22 protein-coding genes are annotated in these 21,332 nt (G+C 65.8%); 13 read left to right on the forward strand and 9 right to left on the reverse strand.

Annotation, left to right across the window (positions count from 1 at the left end):
* Nucleotides 1-108 precede the first annotated feature (108 nt).
* From pdxH to F7D01_RS06850, 3 genes are read left to right on the forward strand one after another with little or no spacing between them, the layout of a single operon-like run.
* Nucleotides 109-720, forward strand: a complete 612-nt coding sequence (pdxH, locus tag F7D01_RS06840) for a pyridoxamine 5'-phosphate oxidase (protein WP_215229436.1) — start codon at nucleotides 109-111, stop codon at nucleotides 718-720.
* A complete protein-coding gene (locus tag F7D01_RS06845; RefSeq protein WP_215229437.1) occupies nucleotides 717-1,649 on the forward strand; it encodes a cation diffusion facilitator family transporter in 933 nt (310 codons plus the stop codon). Before pdxH ends, F7D01_RS06845 begins: the two co-directional genes overlap by 4 nt.
* Nucleotides 1,646-2,467 (forward strand): PhzF family phenazine biosynthesis protein, encoded by an 822-nt coding sequence (locus tag F7D01_RS06850; RefSeq protein ID WP_215229438.1) that lies wholly within the window; start codon nucleotides 1,646-1,648, stop codon nucleotides 2,465-2,467. The genes F7D01_RS06845 and F7D01_RS06850 overlap by 4 nt, the downstream gene beginning before the upstream one ends.
* On the opposite strand, the gene F7D01_RS06855 is transcribed toward F7D01_RS06850, so the two are convergent.
* Nucleotides 2,464-3,603, reverse strand: coding sequence for a serine hydrolase (locus F7D01_RS06855; RefSeq protein ID WP_215229439.1), 1,140 nt, complete (start codon nucleotides 3,601-3,603; stop codon nucleotides 2,464-2,466). The two genes, F7D01_RS06850 and F7D01_RS06855, sit on opposite strands and share 4 nt — an antisense overlap.
* Before the next feature lie 34 nt (nucleotides 3,604-3,637).
* Between F7D01_RS06855 and F7D01_RS06860 the strand changes: the two genes are divergently transcribed.
* Nucleotides 3,638-4,006, forward strand: coding sequence for a hypothetical protein (locus F7D01_RS06860; protein WP_251567144.1), 369 nt, complete (start codon nucleotides 3,638-3,640; stop codon nucleotides 4,004-4,006).
* A 4-nt stretch (nucleotides 4,007-4,010) separates the two neighbouring features.
* On the opposite strand, the gene mnmA is transcribed toward F7D01_RS06860, so the two are convergent.
* The gene (gene mnmA / locus F7D01_RS06865; RefSeq protein WP_215229710.1) at nucleotides 4,011-5,162 is read right to left on the reverse strand and encodes a tRNA 2-thiouridine(34) synthase MnmA; all 1,152 of its coding nucleotides are present in this window, start codon (nucleotides 5,160-5,162) and stop codon (nucleotides 4,011-4,013) included.
* Between the two features lie 80 nt (nucleotides 5,163-5,242).
* Between mnmA and F7D01_RS06870 the strand changes: the two genes are divergently transcribed.
* The 6 genes from F7D01_RS06870 to F7D01_RS06895 all read left to right on the forward strand — a co-directional run bounded on the left by F7D01_RS06870 (nucleotide 5,243) and on the right by F7D01_RS06895 (nucleotide 12,330).
* Complete coding sequence (locus F7D01_RS06870) at nucleotides 5,243-5,554, forward strand: hypothetical protein (protein WP_215229440.1); 312 nt, start codon at nucleotides 5,243-5,245, stop codon at nucleotides 5,552-5,554.
* Entirely contained in the window at nucleotides 5,551-5,850 is a 300-nt protein-coding gene (locus F7D01_RS06875; protein WP_215229441.1) for a DUF1153 domain-containing protein, read from the forward strand. Before F7D01_RS06870 ends, F7D01_RS06875 begins: the two co-directional genes overlap by 4 nt.
* Before the next feature lie 144 nt (nucleotides 5,851-5,994).
* Nucleotides 5,995-6,243, forward strand: coding sequence for a GlsB/YeaQ/YmgE family stress response membrane protein (locus F7D01_RS06880; protein ID WP_215229442.1), 249 nt, complete (start codon nucleotides 5,995-5,997; stop codon nucleotides 6,241-6,243).
* Between the two features lie 207 nt (nucleotides 6,244-6,450).
* Nucleotides 6,451-7,647 carry an efflux RND transporter periplasmic adaptor subunit gene (locus F7D01_RS06885; RefSeq protein WP_215229443.1) on the forward strand — a complete coding sequence of 399 codons (1,197 nt, stop codon included), beginning with the start codon at nucleotides 6,451-6,453 and terminating at the stop codon, nucleotides 7,645-7,647.
* A gap of 4 nt (nucleotides 7,648-7,651) precedes the next feature.
* Nucleotides 7,652-11,062 carry an efflux RND transporter permease subunit gene (locus F7D01_RS06890; RefSeq protein WP_215229444.1) on the forward strand — a complete coding sequence of 1,137 codons (3,411 nt, stop codon included), beginning with the start codon at nucleotides 7,652-7,654 and terminating at the stop codon, nucleotides 11,060-11,062.
* A 59-nt stretch (nucleotides 11,063-11,121) separates the two neighbouring features.
* The gene (locus tag F7D01_RS06895) at nucleotides 11,122-12,330 is read left to right on the forward strand and encodes a DUF445 domain-containing protein (protein WP_215229445.1); all 1,209 of its coding nucleotides are present in this window, start codon (nucleotides 11,122-11,124) and stop codon (nucleotides 12,328-12,330) included.
* Nucleotides 12,331-12,345: 15 nt separating this feature from the next.
* On the opposite strand, the gene F7D01_RS06900 is transcribed toward F7D01_RS06895, so the two are convergent.
* The 3 genes from F7D01_RS06900 to F7D01_RS06910 all read right to left on the reverse strand — a co-directional run bounded on the left by F7D01_RS06900 (nucleotide 12,346) and on the right by F7D01_RS06910 (nucleotide 15,121).
* Entirely contained in the window at nucleotides 12,346-13,257 is a 912-nt protein-coding gene (locus F7D01_RS06900; protein ID WP_215229446.1) for an energy transducer TonB, read from the reverse strand.
* Nucleotides 13,258-13,319: 62 nt separating this feature from the next.
* On the reverse strand, nucleotides 13,320-14,252 hold the full coding sequence (locus F7D01_RS06905; protein ID WP_215229447.1) for an electron transfer flavoprotein subunit alpha/FixB family protein: 933 nt from the start codon (nucleotides 14,250-14,252) through the stop codon (nucleotides 13,320-13,322).
* Between the two features lie 122 nt (nucleotides 14,253-14,374).
* Nucleotides 14,375-15,121 (reverse strand): electron transfer flavoprotein subunit beta/FixA family protein, encoded by a 747-nt coding sequence (locus tag F7D01_RS06910; RefSeq protein ID WP_215229448.1) that lies wholly within the window; start codon nucleotides 15,119-15,121, stop codon nucleotides 14,375-14,377.
* 184 nt (nucleotides 15,122-15,305) lie between these two features.
* Here F7D01_RS06910 and F7D01_RS06915 point away from each other — a divergent pair, with 184 nt between their 5' ends.
* Nucleotides 15,306-15,812, forward strand: coding sequence for a DUF6265 family protein (locus F7D01_RS06915; RefSeq protein WP_215229449.1), 507 nt, complete (start codon nucleotides 15,306-15,308; stop codon nucleotides 15,810-15,812).
* A 16-nt stretch (nucleotides 15,813-15,828) separates the two neighbouring features.
* Here the strand turns inward: F7D01_RS06915 and sucC are convergent, their stop codons facing one another.
* Nucleotides 15,829-17,028: an ADP-forming succinate--CoA ligase subunit beta gene (gene sucC, locus F7D01_RS06920; protein ID WP_215229450.1), complete on the reverse strand. Its 1,200-nt coding sequence runs from the start codon at nucleotides 17,026-17,028 to the stop codon at nucleotides 15,829-15,831.
* 113 nt (nucleotides 17,029-17,141) lie between these two features.
* On the opposite strand from sucC, the gene F7D01_RS06925 reads away from it, so the two are divergent.
* Nucleotides 17,142-17,933 (forward strand): 3'(2'),5'-bisphosphate nucleotidase CysQ, encoded by a 792-nt coding sequence (locus F7D01_RS06925; protein WP_215229451.1) that lies wholly within the window; start codon nucleotides 17,142-17,144, stop codon nucleotides 17,931-17,933.
* A 90-nt stretch (nucleotides 17,934-18,023) separates the two neighbouring features.
* On the opposite strand, the gene F7D01_RS06930 is transcribed toward F7D01_RS06925, so the two are convergent.
* A complete protein-coding gene (locus F7D01_RS06930; RefSeq protein ID WP_215229452.1) occupies nucleotides 18,024-18,716 on the reverse strand; it encodes an OmpA family protein in 693 nt (230 codons plus the stop codon).
* A gap of 172 nt (nucleotides 18,717-18,888) precedes the next feature.
* Between F7D01_RS06930 and F7D01_RS06935 the strand changes: the two genes are divergently transcribed.
* Nucleotides 18,889-20,184, forward strand: coding sequence for a hemolysin family protein (locus tag F7D01_RS06935; protein WP_215229453.1), 1,296 nt, complete (start codon nucleotides 18,889-18,891; stop codon nucleotides 20,182-20,184).
* A 212-nt stretch (nucleotides 20,185-20,396) separates the two neighbouring features.
* Here the strand turns inward: F7D01_RS06935 and F7D01_RS06940 are convergent, their stop codons facing one another.
* Both F7D01_RS06940 and lspA read right to left on the reverse strand, forming a co-directional pair.
* Nucleotides 20,397-20,807, reverse strand: a complete 411-nt coding sequence (locus F7D01_RS06940; RefSeq protein WP_215229454.1) for a DUF3035 domain-containing protein — start codon at nucleotides 20,805-20,807, stop codon at nucleotides 20,397-20,399.
* Between the two features lie 5 nt (nucleotides 20,808-20,812).
* Nucleotides 20,813-21,328, reverse strand: a complete 516-nt coding sequence (gene lspA, locus F7D01_RS06945; protein ID WP_371819716.1) for a signal peptidase II — start codon at nucleotides 21,326-21,328, stop codon at nucleotides 20,813-20,815.
* Between the last annotated feature and the right edge of the window lie 4 nt (nucleotides 21,329-21,332).

Here is a 21,332-nt window from a genome sequence, read left to right on the forward strand (position 1 = left end):
CAAAGCGCTCCCGCACAACCTGCCACCTTTCGCAGGAACTCCCGCGGAGCGTCCGTTTTTCCGCCCCTGGACACTGTTCCATGTGTTCCATCCTGTAGGAGTTCGTTCATGGAAGCCGAGCGCAGCGCCATCCCCGAAAGCGATCCGTTCGCATTGTTCGACACCTGGTTTGCGCAAGCGCGAGAGAGCGAGCCGAACGATTCCAATGCGATGGCCCTCGCGACGGCGACGCCGGAGGGCGCGCCCTCGGTGCGGATGGTGTTGCTGAAGGGGCATGGGAGCGATGGCTTCACCTTCTACACCAACGCGCAAAGCCGCAAGGGCGAGGAAATCCGCGCCAACATGCAGGCCGCGTTGCTGTTCCATTGGAAGAGCCTGCGTCGCCAGATCCGGATCGAGGGCCCGCTTGCCGAGGTGAGCAGCAGCGAGGCGGACGATTACTTCCACTCGCGCGCCCGGGTGTCGCAGATCGGCTCGGCGGCGTCCGACCAGTCGCGCCCGCTGCCCGACAGGCAGGTCTATCTCGATCGCGTCGCAGCGCTGGAGGATGAATACGAGGGCGCGGACGAGGTCCCGCGCCCGCCGCACTGGACAGGCTTCACGCTGACGCCCGAACGGATCGAATTCTGGCTCGATCGGCCCAACCGGTTGCACGACCGGCGGCTGTTCACGCGCGATCGCGGCACCGGCGGCTGGACGAATACGCTGCTGTATCCATGAGCGAAAGGGCGACCTTGGCTCGCAGCGCGGCGTTTGCCTCGATCGGGGTCGCGGCGGTGCTCATCTCGCTCAAGACATGGGCGACGGTGCGCACCGGCTCGGCGGCGATGATGGGCAGCCTCGCCGATTCCTCGCTCGACTTGCTGGCCAGCATGGTCACGCTGGTCGGCGTATGGATCGCGGCCCAGCCCGCCGATCGGGACCACCGGTTCGGGCACGGCAAGGCGGAAGCGGTCGCCGCGATGATTCAGGTTCTGCTGATCGCGATCTCCGCCGCCGCCATCGCCTTCCGCTCGATCGACGATCTGGTCTCTGGCGCGCGCGTAACCGCCGCGACCGACGGCATATATGTTTCCCTGTTCGCGATCCTTGCCACGCTCGGGCTGCTCGCCTGGCAGCGTTTCGTGATCGCGCGCACCCGCTCGGTCGCCATCCGGACGGACTTCGTCCACTACCAGTCGGACCTGTTGCTCAACCTCGCGGTGATCGCGGCGCTGGCGCTGGACCAGTATGCGGGTCTGTCGGGCGCGGACCCGCTGTTCGGCCTCGCCATCGCCGCGTGGCTGATCTGGGGCGCATACCGATCGGGCACCGAGGCGATCGATCACCTGATGGACCGCGAGTGGGACGAGGCGAAGCGCCAGCGCTTCGTCGAGGCCGCCGCCGAGCACCACGAGCTGAGCAATCTGCACGATCTTCGCACCCGCACGGCGGGCAATCGCGATTTCGTGCAGTTCCACGTCGACATGCCCGCACGCATGACCGTGGGCGAGGCGCACGACATTCTCGAGAAAGTCGAGGAAGATCTGTGCCGCCGCTTCCCCGATACCGAATTGCTGATCCACATCGATCCGCGCGGTCATGTGGACGAGCCGGACAATCCGCTCGCCGAGGAAAACGAATTCGCAAAGCTGGAGAAGCGCCCGTGAGCGATACCGCCACCACCATCCCCTACTGGCATGTCGATGCCTTTGCCGCGCGGCCCTTCGCCGGGAACCAGGCGGCGGTGATGGTGCTCGACGCCTGGTTGCCCGACGATGTCCTGCAGTCCATCGGCGAGGAGAACAATTTCGCCGAGACCGCCTTCGTGGTGCGCGACGCGACCGGCGCGGCGGACTGGGAACTGCGCTGGTTCACGCCGACCTGCGAGATCCGGCTGTGCGGCCACGCCACGCTGGCCAGCGGCTTCGTGCTGCTCGACCCCGCGAACGGGTTCGGCGGTGGCGAGCGCGTAACTTTCCGCACGCGCAAGGCCGGAGTGCTGGAGGTGCGGCGGACGCAAGAGGGTCACGAGCTGGCGCTCCCCGCGATTCGCACCGGCCCGCACACCTGGCCCGAAGCGGTCGCGGCGCTGGGCGCGGAACCCGAACATATCGAGCGCAATGCCGATGGTTACACGATCCTGCGATACGCCGACGAGGCGGCGATCCGTTCGCTCGATCCCGACATGCGCGCGCTGTTGGCGCTGGGCGACGACCAGTTCATCTGCACCGCGCCCGGAGACAAGACCGATGTCGTCAGCCGCGTGTTCGTGCCGGGCGGCGGAGTGGACGAGGACAGTGTAACTGGTTCCGCCCACGCCGCGCTGACGCCCTACTGGGCGGGACAGCTCGGGCGCGACAGCTTCACCGCGCATCAGGCCTCGGCGCGCGGTGGCGATCTCGCCTGTCGGCTCGACGGCGACCGGGTATGGCTCGGCGGCCCGTGCGTGACGGTGGTCGAGGGGCGTTTCCATCTGCCCGCCTAGCGAGCGGGATAGAGGTCCACGACGTCGTTAATCCGGTTCAGCAACACGCGCCGTTCGGCCTCGTCCGAATGGCCCAGCCGGACCACGGTCAGCCGCTGCTTGGGCGAGACGATGATGTACTGCCCCATATGCCCGATCGCTGCGAAGATGCCGCTCGGCTGGGAGATGGGGTGCAGGGGATCGTCCTCCTGCGAGGCAGTGGTGTTGAGCCAGGTTTGCGCGCCGTAGTTCTTCTCGCGCGGGCTTGGGCTGGTCATGAAGGTAACCCACTGCCGCGGCACCAGCTGCGCGCCCTTCCACGACCCGCCATGGCGCAGGAATTCGCCGAAAGTCGCCCAGTCGCGGGCGGTGCCGTGGATCAGGCTGCCCCCGATCAGTGTGCCGTGCGCGTCGAACTCCGGCACCATGGACGTCATGCCGAGCGGGCCGAACAGCCGGTCGCGCAGGAACCCGGCGACCGCCTGTCTCCGGGTCTCCGGGTCGTCACTGTTACCGGTCAGAACCCGCGCGGCGATGTCGGCGAGGATCACCGTGGTGTTGCTCGAATATTCGAACTTCGCGCCCGGCTCCGCCTCCAGCGGCTGCGATTCGGCATAGGCGGCCATGTTGTCGCGCCCGTCGAGAAACAGCATCCGCACTTCGGACGATTCGTAGGGCACCGGCCCGGCTTCGGTATGACGCAGGCCCGATCGCATCTGCAGCAGCTGGCGCAGCGTAATCTCGCCGCGCGGATCGCCGGGGCGCTGCCAGCGCGGGATCGGCGGCGACTGGTCGAGCCGCAATTGCCCGTCGGCGACCAGCATGCCGATCATCACGCCGGTCACGGTCTTGGCCATCGACCAGCTGATCATCCGCGTGTCCTTGTCGTAGCCCGGCGCATAGCGCTCGGCCGCGATCTTGCCGCCCTGCATCACCAGCACCGCGCGGGTTTCGCCCAGCTCCGGATCGGTGAACAGGGTGTCGACCGCGCGCGCCAGATCCTCCGTTGGCGCGCCCGCATCCTTGGTCACCGCCCCCAGCGCCTTGCTGTCGAGCGGCGGCGGCGCGTCGGGTTGGGAGCTGCACGCGGCAAGGCTCGCTGCGGCACTTGCTGCAAGGGCCAGCGGCACGATAAGGGCGGGGCGAAAGCGGGGCATATCAGGCCCGCGCATCTCGCAACAGGAGCCGCGCTTGGCAACGGGAAAACGGAAGACCACGCGGCGGAAAGCCCGCTCCACCAGCCGCGGTGGACGGTGGTTGTGGGTGCTGCTGGTCGTCCTGCTGCTCGCGGCGGTCGCCTACGCCTTTTGGGGCGAGACGCTGCGTGGCTATGGGCGCGCGGGCACCGCCTATGGCGCGCGAGTCGCCTGCTCCTGCCGCTACGTCGAAGGGCGCACGCTGGCGGACTGCAAGAAGGACAAGCTCGCCGGGATGGAACTGGTCTTCTTGTCGGACGACGATACGGAGAAGAGCGTCACCGCGACCTTCCCCTTGGTCGCCAGCGATACGGCGCGCCTGCGAGACGGCTATGGCTGCGTGCTCGTCCCGTGGAAGCACTGATCCGTCACGCGGCGCGCTCGGTTTCCTCGATCCAGCCGCCGCCGATCACGCGCTCTCCGGCATAGATTACCGCCGCCTGTCCGGGCGCGACACCGAATTCGGCGTTCTCGAAACGGATCGTCGCAGCCGCGCGATCGCCGAGCGAACCCTCCAGCGCGACCGGCACCGGCTTCGCCAGCGAGCGGACCTTGGCCGTCAGCGGCGCATCCGGCAGCGGACCGATGCGGTTGGTGCCGGATAGCCGCGCGGCGACCACCCCCAGCAGGCGCTTGGGGCCAACGCGCACTTCCGCCGCATCGGCATCGAGGCCGACGACGTAGAGCGGCTCGGGCTGACCCCCGATCTCCAGCCCGCGGCGCTGGCCGACGGTGAAGTGGATCACACCCGCATGCTCGCCCAGCCGTTCGCCGCTTTCCGCATGGACGATCGTCCCGGGTCGCGCGCCTTCGGGCCGCAGCTTCTTCACCAGCTTCGCATAATCGCCATCGGGCACGAAGCAGATGTCCTGGCTGTCCGGCTTGGCCGCATTGCGCAGCCCGGCGTTCTCGGCAAGGTCGCGGACTTCGGCCTTGGGCAGTCCGCCGAGCGGGAAGCGCAGGAAGGCGAGCTGTTCCTCGGTCGTCGCGAAGAGGAAATAGGACTGGTCGCGCGCAGGGTCCGCCGCGCGGTGCAGCTCTGGCCCCGCCGCGCCTTCCACCCGGCGCACATAATGCCCGGTGGCAAGGCAGTCGGCCCCCAGCTCGCGCGCCATGCGCAGCAGATCGGTGAACTTGGGCCCCATATTGCAGCGGATGCAGGGCACCGGCGTGCGGCCGGAAAGGTAATCGTCGGCGAAACTGTCGACCACCTCTTCGCGAAAGGCGCTTTCGTGGTCGAACACGTAATGCGCGATACCGAGCCGGTCGGCCACCGCCTGAGCGTCGCGGATATCGTCGCCCGCGCAGCACGCACCCTTGCGGCCCGTGGCCGCGCCGTAGTCGTAGAGCTGGAGCGTGATGCCGATCACCTCCGCTCCGGTACGCGCGGCCAGCGCCGCGACGACCGAGGAATCCACCCCGCCCGACATGGCCACGACGATGCGGCATTCGCCGGCCGGGCGCGGCAGGTCGAACAGCGCGGCCGCGTCGGCCGCGGCATCGAGGGGGTCGGCTTTCATCATGGCGAGGTCGCCCCGATACCAATTCACGCCGTCTGCGCAAAGGGTCGGCATTTGGCAGCGATCGCGTTTACCCGATCTTGACCACGCGCCGCTACGCTGGCGCCATGTTCGAGACAGCGATCCCCGTCCCGCACGATACGGAGTTGCCGCTGCGTGCGTTCGACTGGGTTGAGCTCGTCGCCCGGCTGGACGCACGACGGGAACTGCGCGCAAATCTCAATGCGGCTCGCCATGCCCGATCGAGCTTCGATCCGCAGGCTGCGCGACAATTGTTCGACCAGGTGGAAAGGAGCATTAACCATAATGCTTTAGAGCGCCGCAAATTCCACGGTAGCATACCCTCTTCATCGCCGAGAGGGCGAACCGTTCCCGACCGAGAGATGTCATGATTGAAAACCAGAAAATCCGTCCCGAACAGGTTATCGGGCCGCTTGGCGAACCTCTTACGCTGAACGATCTGCCGAAGCAGAACACGAAGAGGTGGGTGGTACGCCGCAAGGCCGAGGTGGTCGCAGCCGTGAACGGCGGGCTTCTCACCATCGACGAGGTGCTGGAGCGCTACGGCCTGACGCTGGAGGAGTTCGCTTCCTGGCAGCGTGCGGTCGATAGGTCCGGGATGCAGGGCCTGCGCGTCACCCGTATTCAGCATTATCGCGAACTCTACGAGCGCCAGCTTAAATATTGAGGATGGGCCGGGTCCCACCGCTATTTGCGGCGCGGACCCGCGTTCTTGGGCGCCGACTAACTTGGCGCTAATGTTTCGGGGAACCCGCTTACACATTCGCACGTTTCCCGTCCCATACTCCCCACCGAACAGGAGGATTGGGAAATGGGCTGGATTATCACTATTATTGTCGGCGGTATCGCAGGTTGGCTGGCCAGCATGGTCATGAACCGCGATGCGTCGATGGGTATTCTGTGGAATATCATCGTCGGTATCATCGGCGGCCTGATCGCCAGCGCGATCGGTGCGACGTGGTTCGGAACCGGCTGGATCGGCTATCTCATCACGGCCTTCATCGGCGCGGTCATTCTGCTCGCGATCGTGAATCTGGTCCAGCGCGGGCGCGTGCGCTAACCGCTCGCAAACTTACCGGAAAAAGAGAAAGGGGCTGCCCATCGGGCGGCCCCTTTTTTGGTGCGTTCCTAAGGCAGGGCAGCCTGCCTTTCGTTGCCTCCATCCGGACAGCCGGATAAGGCGCTGAGGAACGAGCGAAAACGCTTCGGCTTGCGCGAAGTGATCTATGCTCCTAATACAGCTCCAATTGAAGAGGCTGCATCGAGCATGAACTATCAATCGCCAGGCGATCCGGGCACATCACCCCACGCAGACGATTTGCCCCCCGGCGCACAGAACGGCGAATTCGAACCGGTGGCGAAAGACCGGCGCTGGCGCACGATCGCCGCCGTCGTGGTGGTCGTGGCGCTGCTGGCGCTGGCCTACTTCTGGTATCATTCCGGCGATGGGGCCGCGGAAGATGCGGAAGGTGCGCAGAGCGCCCAGCGGGTGACCGTTACCGCGCCGGGTCGGTCGACCATCGCCGGCACGATCAGTGCCACCGGTACGCTCGCCGCTCGGCGCACCCTGCCCGTGGGCGTGGTGGGCGAGGGTGGCCGAGTGGTATCGGTCAACGTCGAACAGGGTGACTGGGTGCGTCAGGGACAGGTGCTGGTTTCGATCGACCGCTCGGTTCAGGATCAGCAGGCGCGCAGCGCGGCGGCCCAGATCGAGGTCGCGCGGGCCGATGCGCAACTGGCGCAGAACAATCTCGATCGCGCGCTCCAGCTTGTCGATCGCGGCTTCATTTCCAAGGCCGATGTCGATCGTCTCACCGCCACGCGCGATGCCGCCGTGGCGCGGGTGAAGGTGGCGCAGGCGCAGCTGGGCGAGTTGCAGGCACGCAATGCGCGGCTCAACATCTATGCGCCCGCCTCGGGGCTGGTGCTCGAACGCAATGTCGAGCCGGGCCAGACCGTCAGTCCCGGTGGCCAACCGCTGATTACGATCGCGCAAGGCGGGGAGCTGGAATTGCTGGCCCAGGTCGGCGAGAGCGATCTGGCGAAGCTATCCCCCGGGGTGGAGGCTCAGGTCACGCCCGTCGGCGGCACCCAAACCTTTACCGGGCAGATCTGGCAGATCGAGCCGACCATCGACCCCCAGACCCGCCAAGGCATCGCGCGTGTTGCGCTGTCCTACGATCCCGCGCTCAAGCCCGGCGGGTTCGCCAGCGCGACGATCAGCAGCGGAACCGTGGTAGCCCCGCGCCTGCCCGAGAGCGCGATCCTGTCGGACGATGATGGCAGCTACGTCTATATCGTCGACAAGGAGAACAAGGTTCGTCGCCGGGGTGTGACGACCGGAATCGTGACAGGCGAAGGTATCGCCGTCACCTCCGGTCTCGACGGCAGCGAACGGGTCGTGCTGCGGGCGGGTGGCTTCCTCAATCCGGGCGACACGGTGGAACCGGTGGTCGAGCGCTAAGCCCATGAATTTTCGCAACATGTCCGCGTGGTCGATACGCAACCCGATCATCTCGATCGTGTTCTTCATCGGCCTGACGATCGCTGGCCTGGTGTCGTTCAATCGCCTGGCGATCGTGAACACGCCGGAGGTGGAGTTCCCAGCGGTCACGGTCAGCATCAGCCAGCCGGGTGCGGCCCCCACCGAGATCGAGACGCAGATCACGCAGCGCGTGGAATCGGCGATCCGTTCCATCAATGGCGTCGAGGATATCCAGTCCACCGCCAGCGAGGGGAACAGCAGCACTTTCGTCAATTTCGCCATCGGCACCGACGTGAACGATGCAGTGAACGAGGTGAAAAACGCGGTCGACCAGATCCGCGGCGACTTGCCCGACGGCATCTTGGAGCCGCGCGTCTCCAAGGTGGAGATCAACGGCGGCGGCACCGTCGGCTTCTATGCCGTCAAAGCCGACGACATGACGCTGGAACAGCTGAGTTGGTTCGTCGACGACACGGTTTCGAAGCGGCTGCTCTCGGTCGAAGGCATGGCGCAGGTCAGCCGGGCCGGCGGCGTCGACCGCGAGATCCGCGTCATCCTCGATCCACAGCGCATGCAATCGCTGGGCGTGACCGCGCGCGACATCAACGCCGTCTTGCGCCAGGTCAATGTGAACGCCGCCGGCGGCCAGGCCGAAATCGCGGGTTCGCGCCAGTCGGTGCGCGTGCTCGGCAACGCCGCCGATGCCTATCAACTGTCGCAGGCGCAGATTCCGATCGGCGCCGGCCGGACGGTCAAGCTGTCCGATATCGCCACCGTAACCGATGGCAATTCGGAGCGGTCGCGCATTTCCCGCGTCGGCGACAACGAAGTCGTGACGTTCTCAATGTCCCGCGCAAAGGGCGTATCCGAAGTGTCGGTGTACGACGACGCGCAGGAGGTGATGAAGGAGATCGAGGCGGAGAACCCCGGCATCAAGTTCACCGAGCTGTTCACCCCGGTTCCCTATACCAAGGGCCAGTATGAAAGCTCGATGGCGGCGCTGGTCGAGGGCGCGATCCTGGCGATCGTGGTCGTGTTCTTCTTCCTGCGCGACTGGCGCGCGACGCTGATCAGCGCGATCGCCATTCCGCTCTCGGCGATCCCGACCTTCTGGTTCATGGACCTGCTGGGCTTCAACCTGAACTTCCTCTCCCTGCTCGCGCTCAGCCTGGTGGCGGGCGTGCTGGTCGACGATGCCATCGTGGAAATCGAGAACATCGTGCGGCACATGCGCATGGGCAAGAGCGCCTATCAGGCATCCATCGACGCGGCGGACGAAATCGGCCTCGCCGTTGTCGCCACAACATTCTCCATCGTCGCCGTCTTCCTGCCCGTGGGCATGATGCCGGGCATTCCGGGGGAGTTCTTCAAGCCGTTCGGACTTACCGTGGTGGTGGCGGTGTTGATCAGCCTGTTGGTCGCACGCCTCATCACCCCGATGATCGCGGCCTACTTCCTGAAGGCGCACGGCCATGCGGAACATGGCGAGGGCCGCGCCATGGATTACTACATGAAAGTGCTCGCCTGGACGCTGGACGACCGCAAGAGCAAGGCGATGCGCGCGAACATCGAACGCGTTCAGGGCAGGTGGTATTACTATCCGTTCGTCGTACTTGCCGTAATCGCGCTTATCGTGGCGACGGTGGTGATGGGCTGGTTGGTCGGGCAACAGCTCATGGGTGTGGGCCTGCCGCTGCTGGTGGTCGCGCTGGTCGCACCGATCATCGCCGTCGCTCTGGGTGTGCTGCTGGGAAAACTGGTCAAGCTCATCCTCGGTCTGCTCGGCGGCTTCGGCCGTTACTATCGCAGCTTCTCCGAACGTTTCCGCGCCCGCAGCCGCGACCACCGCTTCTGGGCGTTCTGTATAGGGGTCTATGCCCTGATCCTGACCGGTGCCTTGCTGGCCGGTCTGCCGCAGCAGTTCCAGCCCACCGTCAACGAGGACACCAGCCGGGTAAACATCGAAATGGTGCCGGGCACCACGATCGATCAGACCGCGCGAATGACCGCGCAGGTCAAGAAGCTGGTCGAGGATCAGCCTGAGGTGCAACTGGTGACCGAGGCCATTCGCGAAGGGAGCGCGACTCTCTATATTGATCTCGTGCCGGCCGACCAACGCGATGCCACCAGCACCGAGTTCGAGCGCCGGATGGGCCCGCGTCTTGGTGCGGTGTCCGACGCGCGGGTCAGCGTGGCGTCGCAAAACGGCGGCTTCGGTACCGGGCGCGATATTTCCGTCATGCTGGCGGGCAGCAATCCAACGCTACTGAACGAAACCGCGCAGACGCTGGCTCAGCAGATGCGGTCGATCAAGGGGGTGGTCGCGCCCCGGATCGCGGCCGATCTCCAGCGGCCCGAGCTGCTGATCGTCCCGCGCGAGGATCTCGCCGCGCAGCTCGGTGTGACCACCGCGGCGCTCAGCAGCGCGATCCGTATCGCCACCCTGGGCGAGATCGACCAGAACGCGGCCAAGTTCTCTCTGCAGGACCGCCAGGTGCCGATCCGCGTCATGCTGCCGCGCTCCTCGCGCCGCGACCTCTCCACGATCGAGAACCTGCCGGTGAGCACCAGCTCCGGCGGGTCGGTCCCGCTCAAGCTGGTCGCGGACATCCGCTTCGGCGCGGGTCCGACGCAAATCCAGCGCTACAACCAGTCGCGTCGCGTGTTCGTCGGTGCCGATCTGGGCGAAGGCGTGGTCAAAGGCCCCGTCATGGAGGAAATCCAGAAGCTGCCGATCATGCAGAACCTCCCGGCGGGCGTCAGCAACGATGCCGTGGGTGAGGACAAATGGCAGGCGGAGATGATCAACAGCTTCATCATCGCGGTGATCAGCGGCATCTTCCTGGTCTTCGGCGTGCTCGTGTTGCTCTATCGTCGCTTCGTATCTCCGCTCGTCAACATGACGTCGCTGTTGCTGGCCCCGCTTGGCGGGCTGATCGCGCTGATGATCATCGGGCAGCCGATTTCGATGCCCGTCTATATCGGCATGCTGATGCTGCTGGGGATCGTCGCGAAGAACTCGATCCTGCTGATCGACTTCGCGCTGGAGGAAATGCATGCCGGTGTGCCGAAGCGCGCGGCCATTCTTGACGCCGGGCACAAGCGCGCGCAGCCGATCGTGATGACGACGGTCGCGATGACGGCGGGCATGGTGCCGACCGCCATCTCGCTGGCGGGCGATTCCGCCTGGCGCGCGCCGATGGGCACGGTGGTGATCGGTGGTCTGATCCTCTCGACGCTGCTGACGCTGGTCCTGATCCCGGCAGGCTTCAGCCTCGCCGACGGGTTCGAGAAGCGGCTCGGACCGTGGCTGCGCGACAATATCCTGACCTATCGCCCGGGCGACGACCGCTCGCCGGGTGAGAGCCGGGGCGACGTCGCCCCCGCCGAGTGACGCAAGCGCGCTCAGCGACCCCACAAGCGGGCAATTTGCCGCCCGATCGCGCGCGGCGAATGCGGATCGTCGCGACCTCCATGCTGGTCGCGATGGCGGGGCTGTTCGTGCTTTCCGGCCGGTTCCTCACCCTCCATCCCGCCTGGGGTTTCGTCCATGCCTTCGCGGAGGCGGCGATGGTGGGCGGGTTGGCCGACTGGTTCGCGGTAACCGCGCTGTTCCGCCATCCGCTGGGCCTGCCGATCCCACACACCGCGATCATTCCGCAGAACAAGGACCGCATCGCGGACACCATGGCGGGGTTCTTGCGCAGCAACTTCCTCACGCCCGTCGTGGTCGCGCGGCGCATGCGGGGAATGAACCTTGCCGGGGCGCTGGGCGAGTTCCTGTCTCATCCGGGCGGAGAAACACAGTCCCGCATCACCGCTGGCGGGGCGGAGCTGTTCGCCGAAATCCTCGAATCGCTCGATCCGGAACGGCTGGGGACCCAGGTGCGCGCCGGCCTGGCCGCGCAACTGGCGAAGATCGAACTCGCGCCCCTGCTGGGCCGGATGCTCGAAAGCGCCATCGCCGATGGCAAACATCGGCCGTTGCTGGATGGGCTGATCCGCTGGGCCGGTCTTGCACTCGAAGACAACGAGGAAATGGTGCGCGAGATGATCCGCGCCCGTGCGAACGCGGTCCTGCGCTGGACCGGCCTCGACTCGCGCATCTCGACCTCGGTGCTGGACGGGCTTTACCGGTTGCTGGCCGAGGTGCTTGTCGATCCCGACCATCCACTGCGTAACAAGGTGGAGGAAGGGCTGAAGAGCCTCGCACACGACCTGCAGCACGATCCCCAGATGCGCGCGCGGGTGGAGCAGACCAAGCTCGACCTGATGGAGAACCCCGCCGTCGCAGATTGGTGGATGGGGGTGTGGGAGCGGATGCGGGCCTCCCTGATTGCGCGGGTTCGCGATCCCGCAGGCGGCCTGGGCGGCGAACTGCGCAAGGCGCTGGCCGAACTTGGCACCGCGCTACAGGGCGACGCGCGCCTGCAGACGCAGATCAACCGCTTCACGCGCCGTACCGCCGTTGGCGTCGCAACGCGCTACGGCGAACAGATCGTGCGACTGGTGTCCGAGACCGTGAAGCGCTGGGACGCCACCACGGTCACCGCGCGGATAGAGGGAGCCGTGGGCCGCGACCTGCAGTTCATCCGGATCAACGGCACGCTGGTAGGTGGGCTGGTCGGGGTGGTGATCCACGGACTGGATTGGGCGTTCTAGCGCGCGCCCATATCCTCACGGTATCTGGAACCGTACGGTGTTCGTGTAGAAGGATGCCACCGGCGCTCCGTCGGCTGCCAGCGCCGGTTTGAACCGGGCGCGCTTCAGCAGATTATCGCAGGTCACGTCTTCGAAACCCGCCGGTTTGGTCGCACCTTGGATGATACAATCTGTCGGTTTGCCGGTCGCATCGATCATAAGGCGAAAATGGACCATGCCTTGCTGCCCGGAATCCAGCGCATTTTTCGGGTAATCACCGGGTCGTATCCAGCGCCCCGGGCTCTCCAGCGGGACCGCCGGTCGTTCCTGCGCCGCTACCATGGCAGGATCGAAGCCCCACGATTCTACCAGTGAGTCGAGACACTTATCCATCGCGGCGAATGCTTCTCCAAGCGATCCTGTTTCCAGGATGACGCGATCGTCCTTACCCTTGCCCAGCACCAGCCGACTGGCGGCGTTCCGCCGCTCGGCGGAAACTTCGGGGGGATCCTGATAATCCCAGTCCGTGTCGTAATCGACATCATCGAAGAAGCCCTCCGGAAGGGGGTCGAGCCGAGTCGTCCCGAAGATCAGGGCCGGTTTGAAATCCCCTAGAGTGCCGATATTTACGAACGTATCCGTGGGTTGCCCGTCGGGATCGAACCGGACGCTCAATTCCGCGTTGCTCGCTGACCTAGGCGTCAGCGCGCGCAGAGGTTTGCCGGCCACGATCATGCTGAAGCTGTCGCCGGGCGCGTATTCCGCGATGACCAGCACGACGGGGTCGTCCGCCTCGCCAAAGGAGCGCGTAAGACGGCAAGCGCTTTCGGCGTAGTCCAGTTGCCAGGGCGAATTCGGCTTCAACACGACGGGCTCGCGCGCCAGCGCAGCGGGTGACTGCGTGGCCAGGCCCAGGGCGGCAAGTCCGAGAACGATACAGTTCTTCATCGCCCCAAGTTATTGGGACCGTGTTTCTCCGTCAATCCAGCGCCCGTCTTATCGGCCCGCACCTACAACTTCTCGGTCAGCTCCGGCACGATCTTGTAGAGATCGCCAACCAGGCCAATGTCAGCGACCTGGAAGATCGGGGCGTCCTCGTCCTTGTTGATGGCGATGATGGTCTTGGAATCCTTCATGCCGGCGAGGTGCTGGATCGCGCCCGAAATGCCGATCGCGATATACACGTCGGGGGCCACGATCTTGCCGGTCTGGCCGACCTGATAATCGTTCGGCACGTAGCCTGCGTCGACCGCCGCGCGTGATGCACCCACGCCCGCGCCCAGCTTGTCGGCCAGCGGCATGATGTATTCCTGAAACGTTTCGGCGTCCTTCAGCGCGCGCCCGCCCGACACGATGACGCTGGCGCTGGTGAGTTCGGGGCGATCGCCGCCTTCGGCCACGTCCTGGCTGACGAAGCTGGAAATCCCCGCATCGCCGGGGCCGGAGACATCCTCCACGCCCGCCGAGCCGCCTTCGGCCTCCGCCTTGTCGAACGCGGTGCCCCGCACGGTGATGACCAGCTTGGGATCGGAGGATTCAACCGTCGCGATCGCATTGCCTGCATAGATCGGACGCTTGAACGTCTTGTCGCCTTCGACCGAGATGATGTCGGACAGCTGCATCACGTCGAGAAGGGCGGCGACACGGGGCGCGATATTCTTGCCGGTGGTGGTGGAAGGCGCGAGGAACGCGTCGTAGCCATCCATCAGCTTGGCGACGAGCGGCGCGACATTCTCGGGCAACTGGTGCTCGTAGGCGGCGTCGTCCGCCTTCAGCACCTTCGAGACGCCCGCGATCTTCGCCGCGGCATCGGCGGCCCCGCCGCAATCCTTCCCCGCGACCAGCAGCGTCACATCGCCGAGCTTCGCGGCAGCGGTGACGGTGGAGAGCGTCGCATCGGCGACGGCGGTGTTGTCGTGTTCGACCAGAACGAGTGTGTTCATAATTATAACCCTACCTCAAATCCGTTCGGGCTGAGCTTGTCGGAGCCCTGTCCTGCTTTCCGCCACGCCCCGGAAGAAGAGCGGCCCTTCGACAAGCTCGGGGCGAGCGGATGGAAAATAGTTCAAGCGATGCCGAGCGCCTTGATCTTCGCGACGAGCGCATCGACATCTTCCACCTTCTCGCCCGCCTGGCGGACCGGCGGTTCGGAGACATTGGTGGTAGTCAGGCGCGCCGCGATATCGACGCCGTAATCGGCGGGCGTCTTGGTATCGAGCGGCTTCTTCTTCGCCTTCATGATGTTGGGCAGGCTGGCATAGCGCGGCTCGTTCAGCCGAAGATCGGTCGTGACGATCGCGGGCAGGGTCAGCTTGACCGTTTCCAGCCCGCCGTCGATCTCGCGCTTCACGGTCACGCTGTCGCCATCCACCTCGACCGTATTGGCGAAGGTGCCTTGCGGACGTTCCATCAGTGCGGCCAGCATCTGGCCGGTCTGGTTCGAATCGTCCGAAATCGACTGCTTGCCCAGCATGATCAGGCCGGGCTGTTCCTCCTCGGCGATCTTCTTCAGGATCTTCGCGACGGTGAGCGGCTCGACCTCCTCGTCGGTCTCGACCAGGATCGCGCGGTCCGCACCCATGGCGAGCGCGGTGCGCAGCGTCTCCTGCGCCTTGGCCGGGCCGATCGACACGGCGACGATCTCTTCCGCCTTGCCCGCTTCCTTCAGGCGAATGGCTTCTTCCACCGCGATCTCGTCGAACGGGTTCATGCTCATCTTGACGTTGGCGAGATCGACGCCCGAGCCATCGGACTTGACCCGCGGCTTCACGTTGTAATCGATCACCCGTTTGACGGGGACGAGGATTTTCATAGGGACTCCTTCCTCTCGAAACTTTCAGGCGGGACCTAACTTGCGCTTACGTAAACGTCAACTTGGGTGTTGGCCTTCGCGCTGAATACGGGTGGACCGACCGAGCCGTTCCCACATCGCGCATGCGTCTTTACGGTATCGCCGGGTTGGAGCAAGATCGCGCCGGTTCTGGGGAGAACGACCGATGTTCCTGCGTGTGTTTGCCGTTGCCGCGCTGCTTTCGCTCGCCCAACCTGCATGGGGCGGAGAAACCCGATCGGCCGAGCCGGGGCAGGTTATCGCGCATGCGAGCCTGTCGGACCTCGCATGGCTGGAGGGGCGCTGGCTCGGGCCGGGCATTGAGGATTTGCCCGCGCAGGAGGCTTGGCTGCCGCCGACTGGCGGAGTGATGGTCGGCACTTTCATCCAGCAGGACCCTGATGGCGGCGTCATGTTCACCGAACACATGTATCTGATGCGCGAGGGCGACGGTCTGGTCCTGCGCCTCAAGCATTTCGGCCCTGAGCTCGAGGGCTGGGAGGACAAGAGCGAGAGCGTATCCTTCCCGCTTCTGGCGGTCGAGGGAACGACGGCGTATTTCGACGGCATGACCTATCGCCGCGAGGGCGACACCCTGCATGTCTTCGTCAGGATGGAAGAGGAAGGCGAGCCCGCGGGGGAACTCGCCTTCCACTTCTCCAGGGCCGACTAGCGGCAGGCGCTGCCGGTCAGGCGGCCTTCTTCACTTCGGCGACGATCTTCTTCGCCGCGTCCCCCAGATCGTCGGCGCTGACGATCGGCAGGCCGGAATTCTCCAGGATATCCTTGCCCTGCTCGACATTCGTGCCTTCCAGGCGGACGACCAACGGCACCGAGAGGTTCACGTCCTTCGCCGCCTGGACGATGCCGTTGGCGATGACGTCGCATTTCATGATCCCGCCGAAGATATTGACGAGGATGCCCTCGACCGCCGGGTCCTTCAGGATGATCTTGAACGCGGCGGTGACCTTCTCGGTCGTCGCCCCGCCGCCCACGTCGAGGAAGTTGGCCGGGAACGCGCCGTTCAGCTTGATGATGTCCATCGTCGCCATGGCGAGCCCGGCACCGTTGACCATGCAGCCGATATTGCCGTCGAGCTTGATGTAGGCGAGGTCGTATTCGCTCGCCTCGACTTCGGAGGCGTCCTCCTCCGTCTCGTCGCGCATCTCTTCGACATCCTTGTGACGATAGAGCGCATTCGAATCGAAGCTCATCTTGGTGTCGAGGACCAGCAGGTTGCCGTCTTCGGTTTCCACCAGCGGGTTGATCTCCAGCATCGCGCAGTCGAGGTCGACGAAGGCGGTGTAGAGCTGTTTGGCCAGCTTCTGCGCCTGCTTGTTGAGATCGCCCGACAGCTTCAGCGCGAAGGCCACCGCGCGGCCATGATGGGGCATGAAGCCCTGCGCAGGATCGATGGTGATGGTGGTGATCTTCTCCGGCGTGTCGTGCGCGACGCTCTCGATATCCATGCCGCCTTCGGTCGATACCACCATCGCGACCTGCCCGCTGGCCCGGTCGACGAGCAACGAGAGGTAGTATTCCTTGGCGATGTCGACGCCGTCGGTGACGTAGAGGCGGTTGACCTGCTTGCCCTCGTCCCCGGTCTGGACGGTGACCAGCGTATTGCCGAGCATGTCGGTCGCATCCGCTTTCACGTCGTCGATCGACTTCGCCAGCCGTACGCCGCCCTTCGCACCTTCGCCCAGTTCCTTGAACGTGCCCTTGCCCCGCCCGCCGGCGTGGATTTGCGCCTTCACGACGTAGAGCGGCCCGGGCAGCTTCTTCGCGCCCTCCACCGCTTCGTCCACGCTCATCGCGGGATAGCCGGTCGGAATGCCGATGCCGTATTTCGCGAGCAGTTCCTTGGCCTGGTATTCGTGAATGTTCATGGGGGAGCCGTCCTGTGGTCTCGAAAAGGGAAAAGAGCGGGTTTGCCGCGCGCCTTTGCATGGATAGGGCGGCTTGAAAAGTGTGCAGGGCGCGCGCAAGTGCTGGCGGACCCATGATCGATCATCAGCGCCTCCAGGCGATCGTCCGCGAAGCGGGGCGGATCGCGCATTCCCAATGGCCGGGCGCGGGCCATTCCGTGAAGAGCTGGGACAAGGGCACGAACGACCCCGTGTGCGAGGCCGACATAGCGGTCGATGCCTTCCTGAAACGCGAACTGGGCGCGCTGCTACCCTCGGCCGGCTGGCTGTCGGAGGAGACCTCCGACCGGGCGGAGCGGCTCGACCACCGCCTGATCTGGCTGGTCGATCCGATCGACGGCACACGCGACTTCCTGCGCGGGCGAACGGGCTGGGCGGTGTCGGTCGCCCTGATCAGCGAGGGACGCCCGCTGATGGGCCTGCTGAGCGCCCCGGCCCGAGACGAGGAATGGCTGGCGGTGGCGGGGCGCGGCGCGACTCGCAACGGCGCGGCCGTTTCGGTTTCGGACCGGGATACGCTCGACGGCGCGCGGGTGCCGATCGATTCGCTGCCGAAGGCGGACCGGATGATGGTCGCGGTGGACAAGCCCAACGGCATCGCGCTGCGCGTGGCGATGGTGGCCGCAGGCGAGGCGGACCTGGTGGCGACCATGCGCTGGGGCTTCGAATGGGACATCGGTGCCGCGACGCTGATCGCGCGCGAGGCGGGCGCGGCAGTGAGCGACGCGTTCGGCCAGCCGCTCAATTACAACAAGCGCGATCCGAGGAGCTTCGGCGTGCTGGTCACGGCCCCGCGGCTCCACGGCGCGGCGGTCGCGCATATCGCGGAACGGGCCCGGGATTTCGCGATCCGCCTGCCGCGCTAAGCGTAAATCGACCTCCAAAAGGAAAAGGGGCGGCCCTCGCGGACCGCCCCCATGCCAGCCGAATGGCTTTTTCCTATGCGGCAGCTCCGATCAGTATCCCGAGCGGGCCGCCGATACGTCGTCTTGGCTGATCGGCGTGATCTTGATCTCGACCCGGCGGTTGAGCGGTTCGTTGACGTTGTCGCCGGTCTGAACGCGCAGGTTGGTCTCGCCGTAACCGCGCGTCTCGATCCGCGAGCGGGCAACGCCGCGCGAGGCGAGGTAGTCGGCGACCGCCTGCGCGCGCTGCTGCGACAGCTGCATGTTGTAGGAGGCGGAGCCGGTGGTATCGGTGAAGCCGTACACGTCGATCAGGCTGTTGGGGTATTTGATCATGCTCTGCGCGACCGAATCGAGCGTGTTCTGAAAGCTCGGGCTGATTCGCGCCGAATCGGTCGCGAAGGTCACGCCGTCGGGCAGGCGGACCAGGATCGCCTGCTGGTCGCCGATCTCCTCGACATCGACGCCGGTTCCGGCGGTCGCCTCGTCAAGCTCGCGGATCTGGTCGTCGAACTGCTTGCCGAGCACCGCGCCCGCGGTACCGCCGATGCCCGCACCGATGACGCGCGCCGCGGTGCCGCCCAGCACGCCGCCGAGCAGATAGCCGAGCGTACCGCCCACGCCCGCGCCGATCGCGGTGCGCGAGACCTTGCGCTCGCCGGTGTTGGGATCGGTGACGCAGGCCGAAAGGCTGACGAGCGATACGGCGGCAAGCGCCGTTCCAAGTACGCGGGTATTTCTCATGCTGGGTATCCTTCCTCAATGTGCGGGAATTCTCTTTCCTCCCGCGAAATCGTTGACGGTGCGCCCACCCGCGCCGTGTGCCCCCCAAACTGCCGACGACGCGGCCTAGTTCCTGCGCGCTCGCAGCCACCGGCTGGCAGGCCCGCCGTTTTGTGCTAGCGCTGGCGCCATCGTGACACCCTTCCCCTGGACAGACCTTCTCATCATCGCCGGGCTCATCGTGCTCAACGGCGTCTTCGCGATGTCGGAGCTGGCGATCGTATCCGCCCGCACGCCCACGCTCCGCAGCCGGGCGGAGAAGGGCAGCGCGACCGCTCAGATCGCGCTCGATCTGGCGAGCAATCCGGGCAAGTTCCTTTCGACCGTGCAGATCGGCATCACGCTGATCGGGATCGTGGCCGGTGCCTATTCCGGCGCGAGCCTGGGCGGGCCGGTTGGTGAGCGGCTGACGGGTACGTTCGGCCTCGATCCGGAAACCGCGGCGACGGTGGGCTTCGTGCTCGTCATCGTGCTGACCACCTATTTCAGCCTGGTCATCGGCGAGCTGGTGCCCAAGCAGCTGGCCCTGCGCGCCGCCGTGCCGCTGGCGCTGGTGATGGCGCGGCCGATGAAATGGCTCGCCCGCATCGCCGCGCCGCTGGTATGGATCCTCGATACCTCGTCGGGCGCGCTGATCCGCCTGTTCGGCATCCGCCCCGGCGGCCAGTCGGCGGTGACGGCGGAGGAGCTGCACATGCTGTTCGCGGAGGCGACGCGGTCGGGCGTGCTGGAGGAAGAGCAGAGCGCGATCCTGACCGGCGTCGCCCGCCTGCACGAGCGCCCGGTGCGCGAGGTGATGACCCCGCGCACCGATCTCGACTGGATCGACCTGGCCGCCGGGCCGGAAGAGATCGCGCGGATGGTGGCGGAAAGCCCGCATTCGCTACTGCCGGTGGCCGAAGGGTCACCTGACAAGGTACAAGGGGTGGTCAAGGTGCGCGACGTGCTGGCGTCGCAGGTCGCCGGGCAGCCTGTCGATCTGGCCTCGCTGATGAAGAAGGCGGAGGTCATTCCCGATCAGCTCGACGCGATGGATGCGCTGCGCGTGCTGCAACAGGCCGACATCGCGATGGCGATGGTGCATGACGAATACGGTCATCTCGACGGGATCGTCACCCCGATCGACCTCCTCACCGCGATCGTGGGCCAGTTCGCCAGCGATCAGGACCAGGGCGAGATCCCGCAAGTGATAGAGCGTGAAGACGGCTCCCTGCTGGTCTCGGGCGCGCTGTCGGCGGATGCGCTGGCCGACCGGCTCGGCCTCGATTACGGCGAGGACCGGGATTTCGCCACCGCCGCCGGTTTCGCGCTCGCGATCATGAAGAAGCTGCCCGTGGAAGGGGAGCATTTCGTCACGCAAGGATGGCGCTTCGAAGTGGTCGACATGGACGGGCGCAAGATCGACAAGCTGCTGGTGAGCGAAGAGTAAGAGGGAGGCCGCTGGTCGAGTGAACTGCGAGGCTGCGTTTTTGCTCGCGCACGGATCGTCGCCACCCGATCTTTTCCCGGCCATGGCCGTATCGCACTCGATCGATCCCCGACCAGCGAACCGCAAGGCCGACCGCGGGTGCCCCGTAGCGTAGCGAAGGGAACAGCGCCGAGGACGCGAGTGCGGATGCACTCGCGCAGGACAGGAAAACCTTACCCTTGCGGGATAACGGTCTGCGCCGACTGCCCGTCGCCTTCGGGGGCGGCGACGATATCGCGGGTCACCGCACCCTTCGCCACCGTATTGGTTTCCGGATCGCCCACTTCGGAGCGAATGCCGGGATCGGCTGTGCCGGCGCGGCCGATCACGCTCGATTCGACCGCGCTACGCTGCGCCGGACCGCCGAAGATGGCGTCGAGCGCCTGCTGGCTCGCCGTGTCGTCCGCCGGGCGGGGCGCGCCGGGGCTGGGCGGGACCAGGCTGAAATCGGGCGGCACCACCAGCGGGGCCTGCCGCTGCACCGCGAACTCGTCGGGCCGGTTGCGATCGAACAGCCCGCCGGTGCTGCAGCCGGCCAGCGACATCGCGGAAACGGCGAGGAGGGATAGGGTGGTCTTGCGCATCTGTCTCAACTCTCCGCCGGGCGCACGCCCGGCTCTTTGTCGCCCCGTTTCTCGCGCATGAGAAACGAACGGGCAAGGATAATCAGAACGCCGATGGTGATGGCCGCATCGGCGACGTTGAAAATCAGGAACGGGCGGAACGCGCCGAAATGCAGGTCGGCGTAATCGATCACGTAGCCGTAGCTGTAGCGGTCGTAGATGTTTCCCAGCGCGCCGCCCAGGATCAGCGCCAGGCCGAAAATGTCGCCCAGCAGCTTCTCGCGCATGATCCACACGAACACCCCCAGCGCGATCAGCGCGGTGACGCCGACCAGGATCCAGCGCATGTCCTCGCTATCGGCCTCGAACATGCCCAGCGACACGCCGTAATTGCGGGTGAAGCGCAGGGCGAAGATCGGCAGCACGTCGATATGCTCGCCGACCTTGTCGATCCCCAGCGTGCGGGTGACGAAGACCTTCAGCCACTGGTCGACCGCGCATACGAGAGCGGCGATGCCGATACCGGCGAGGCGCGCGCGCAGCGGG

The sequence above is a fragment of the Erythrobacter sp. 3-20A1M genome, from assembly GCF_018636735.1.
In the GTDB taxonomy this organism is placed as follows: domain Bacteria; phylum Pseudomonadota; class Alphaproteobacteria; order Sphingomonadales; family Sphingomonadaceae; genus Alteriqipengyuania.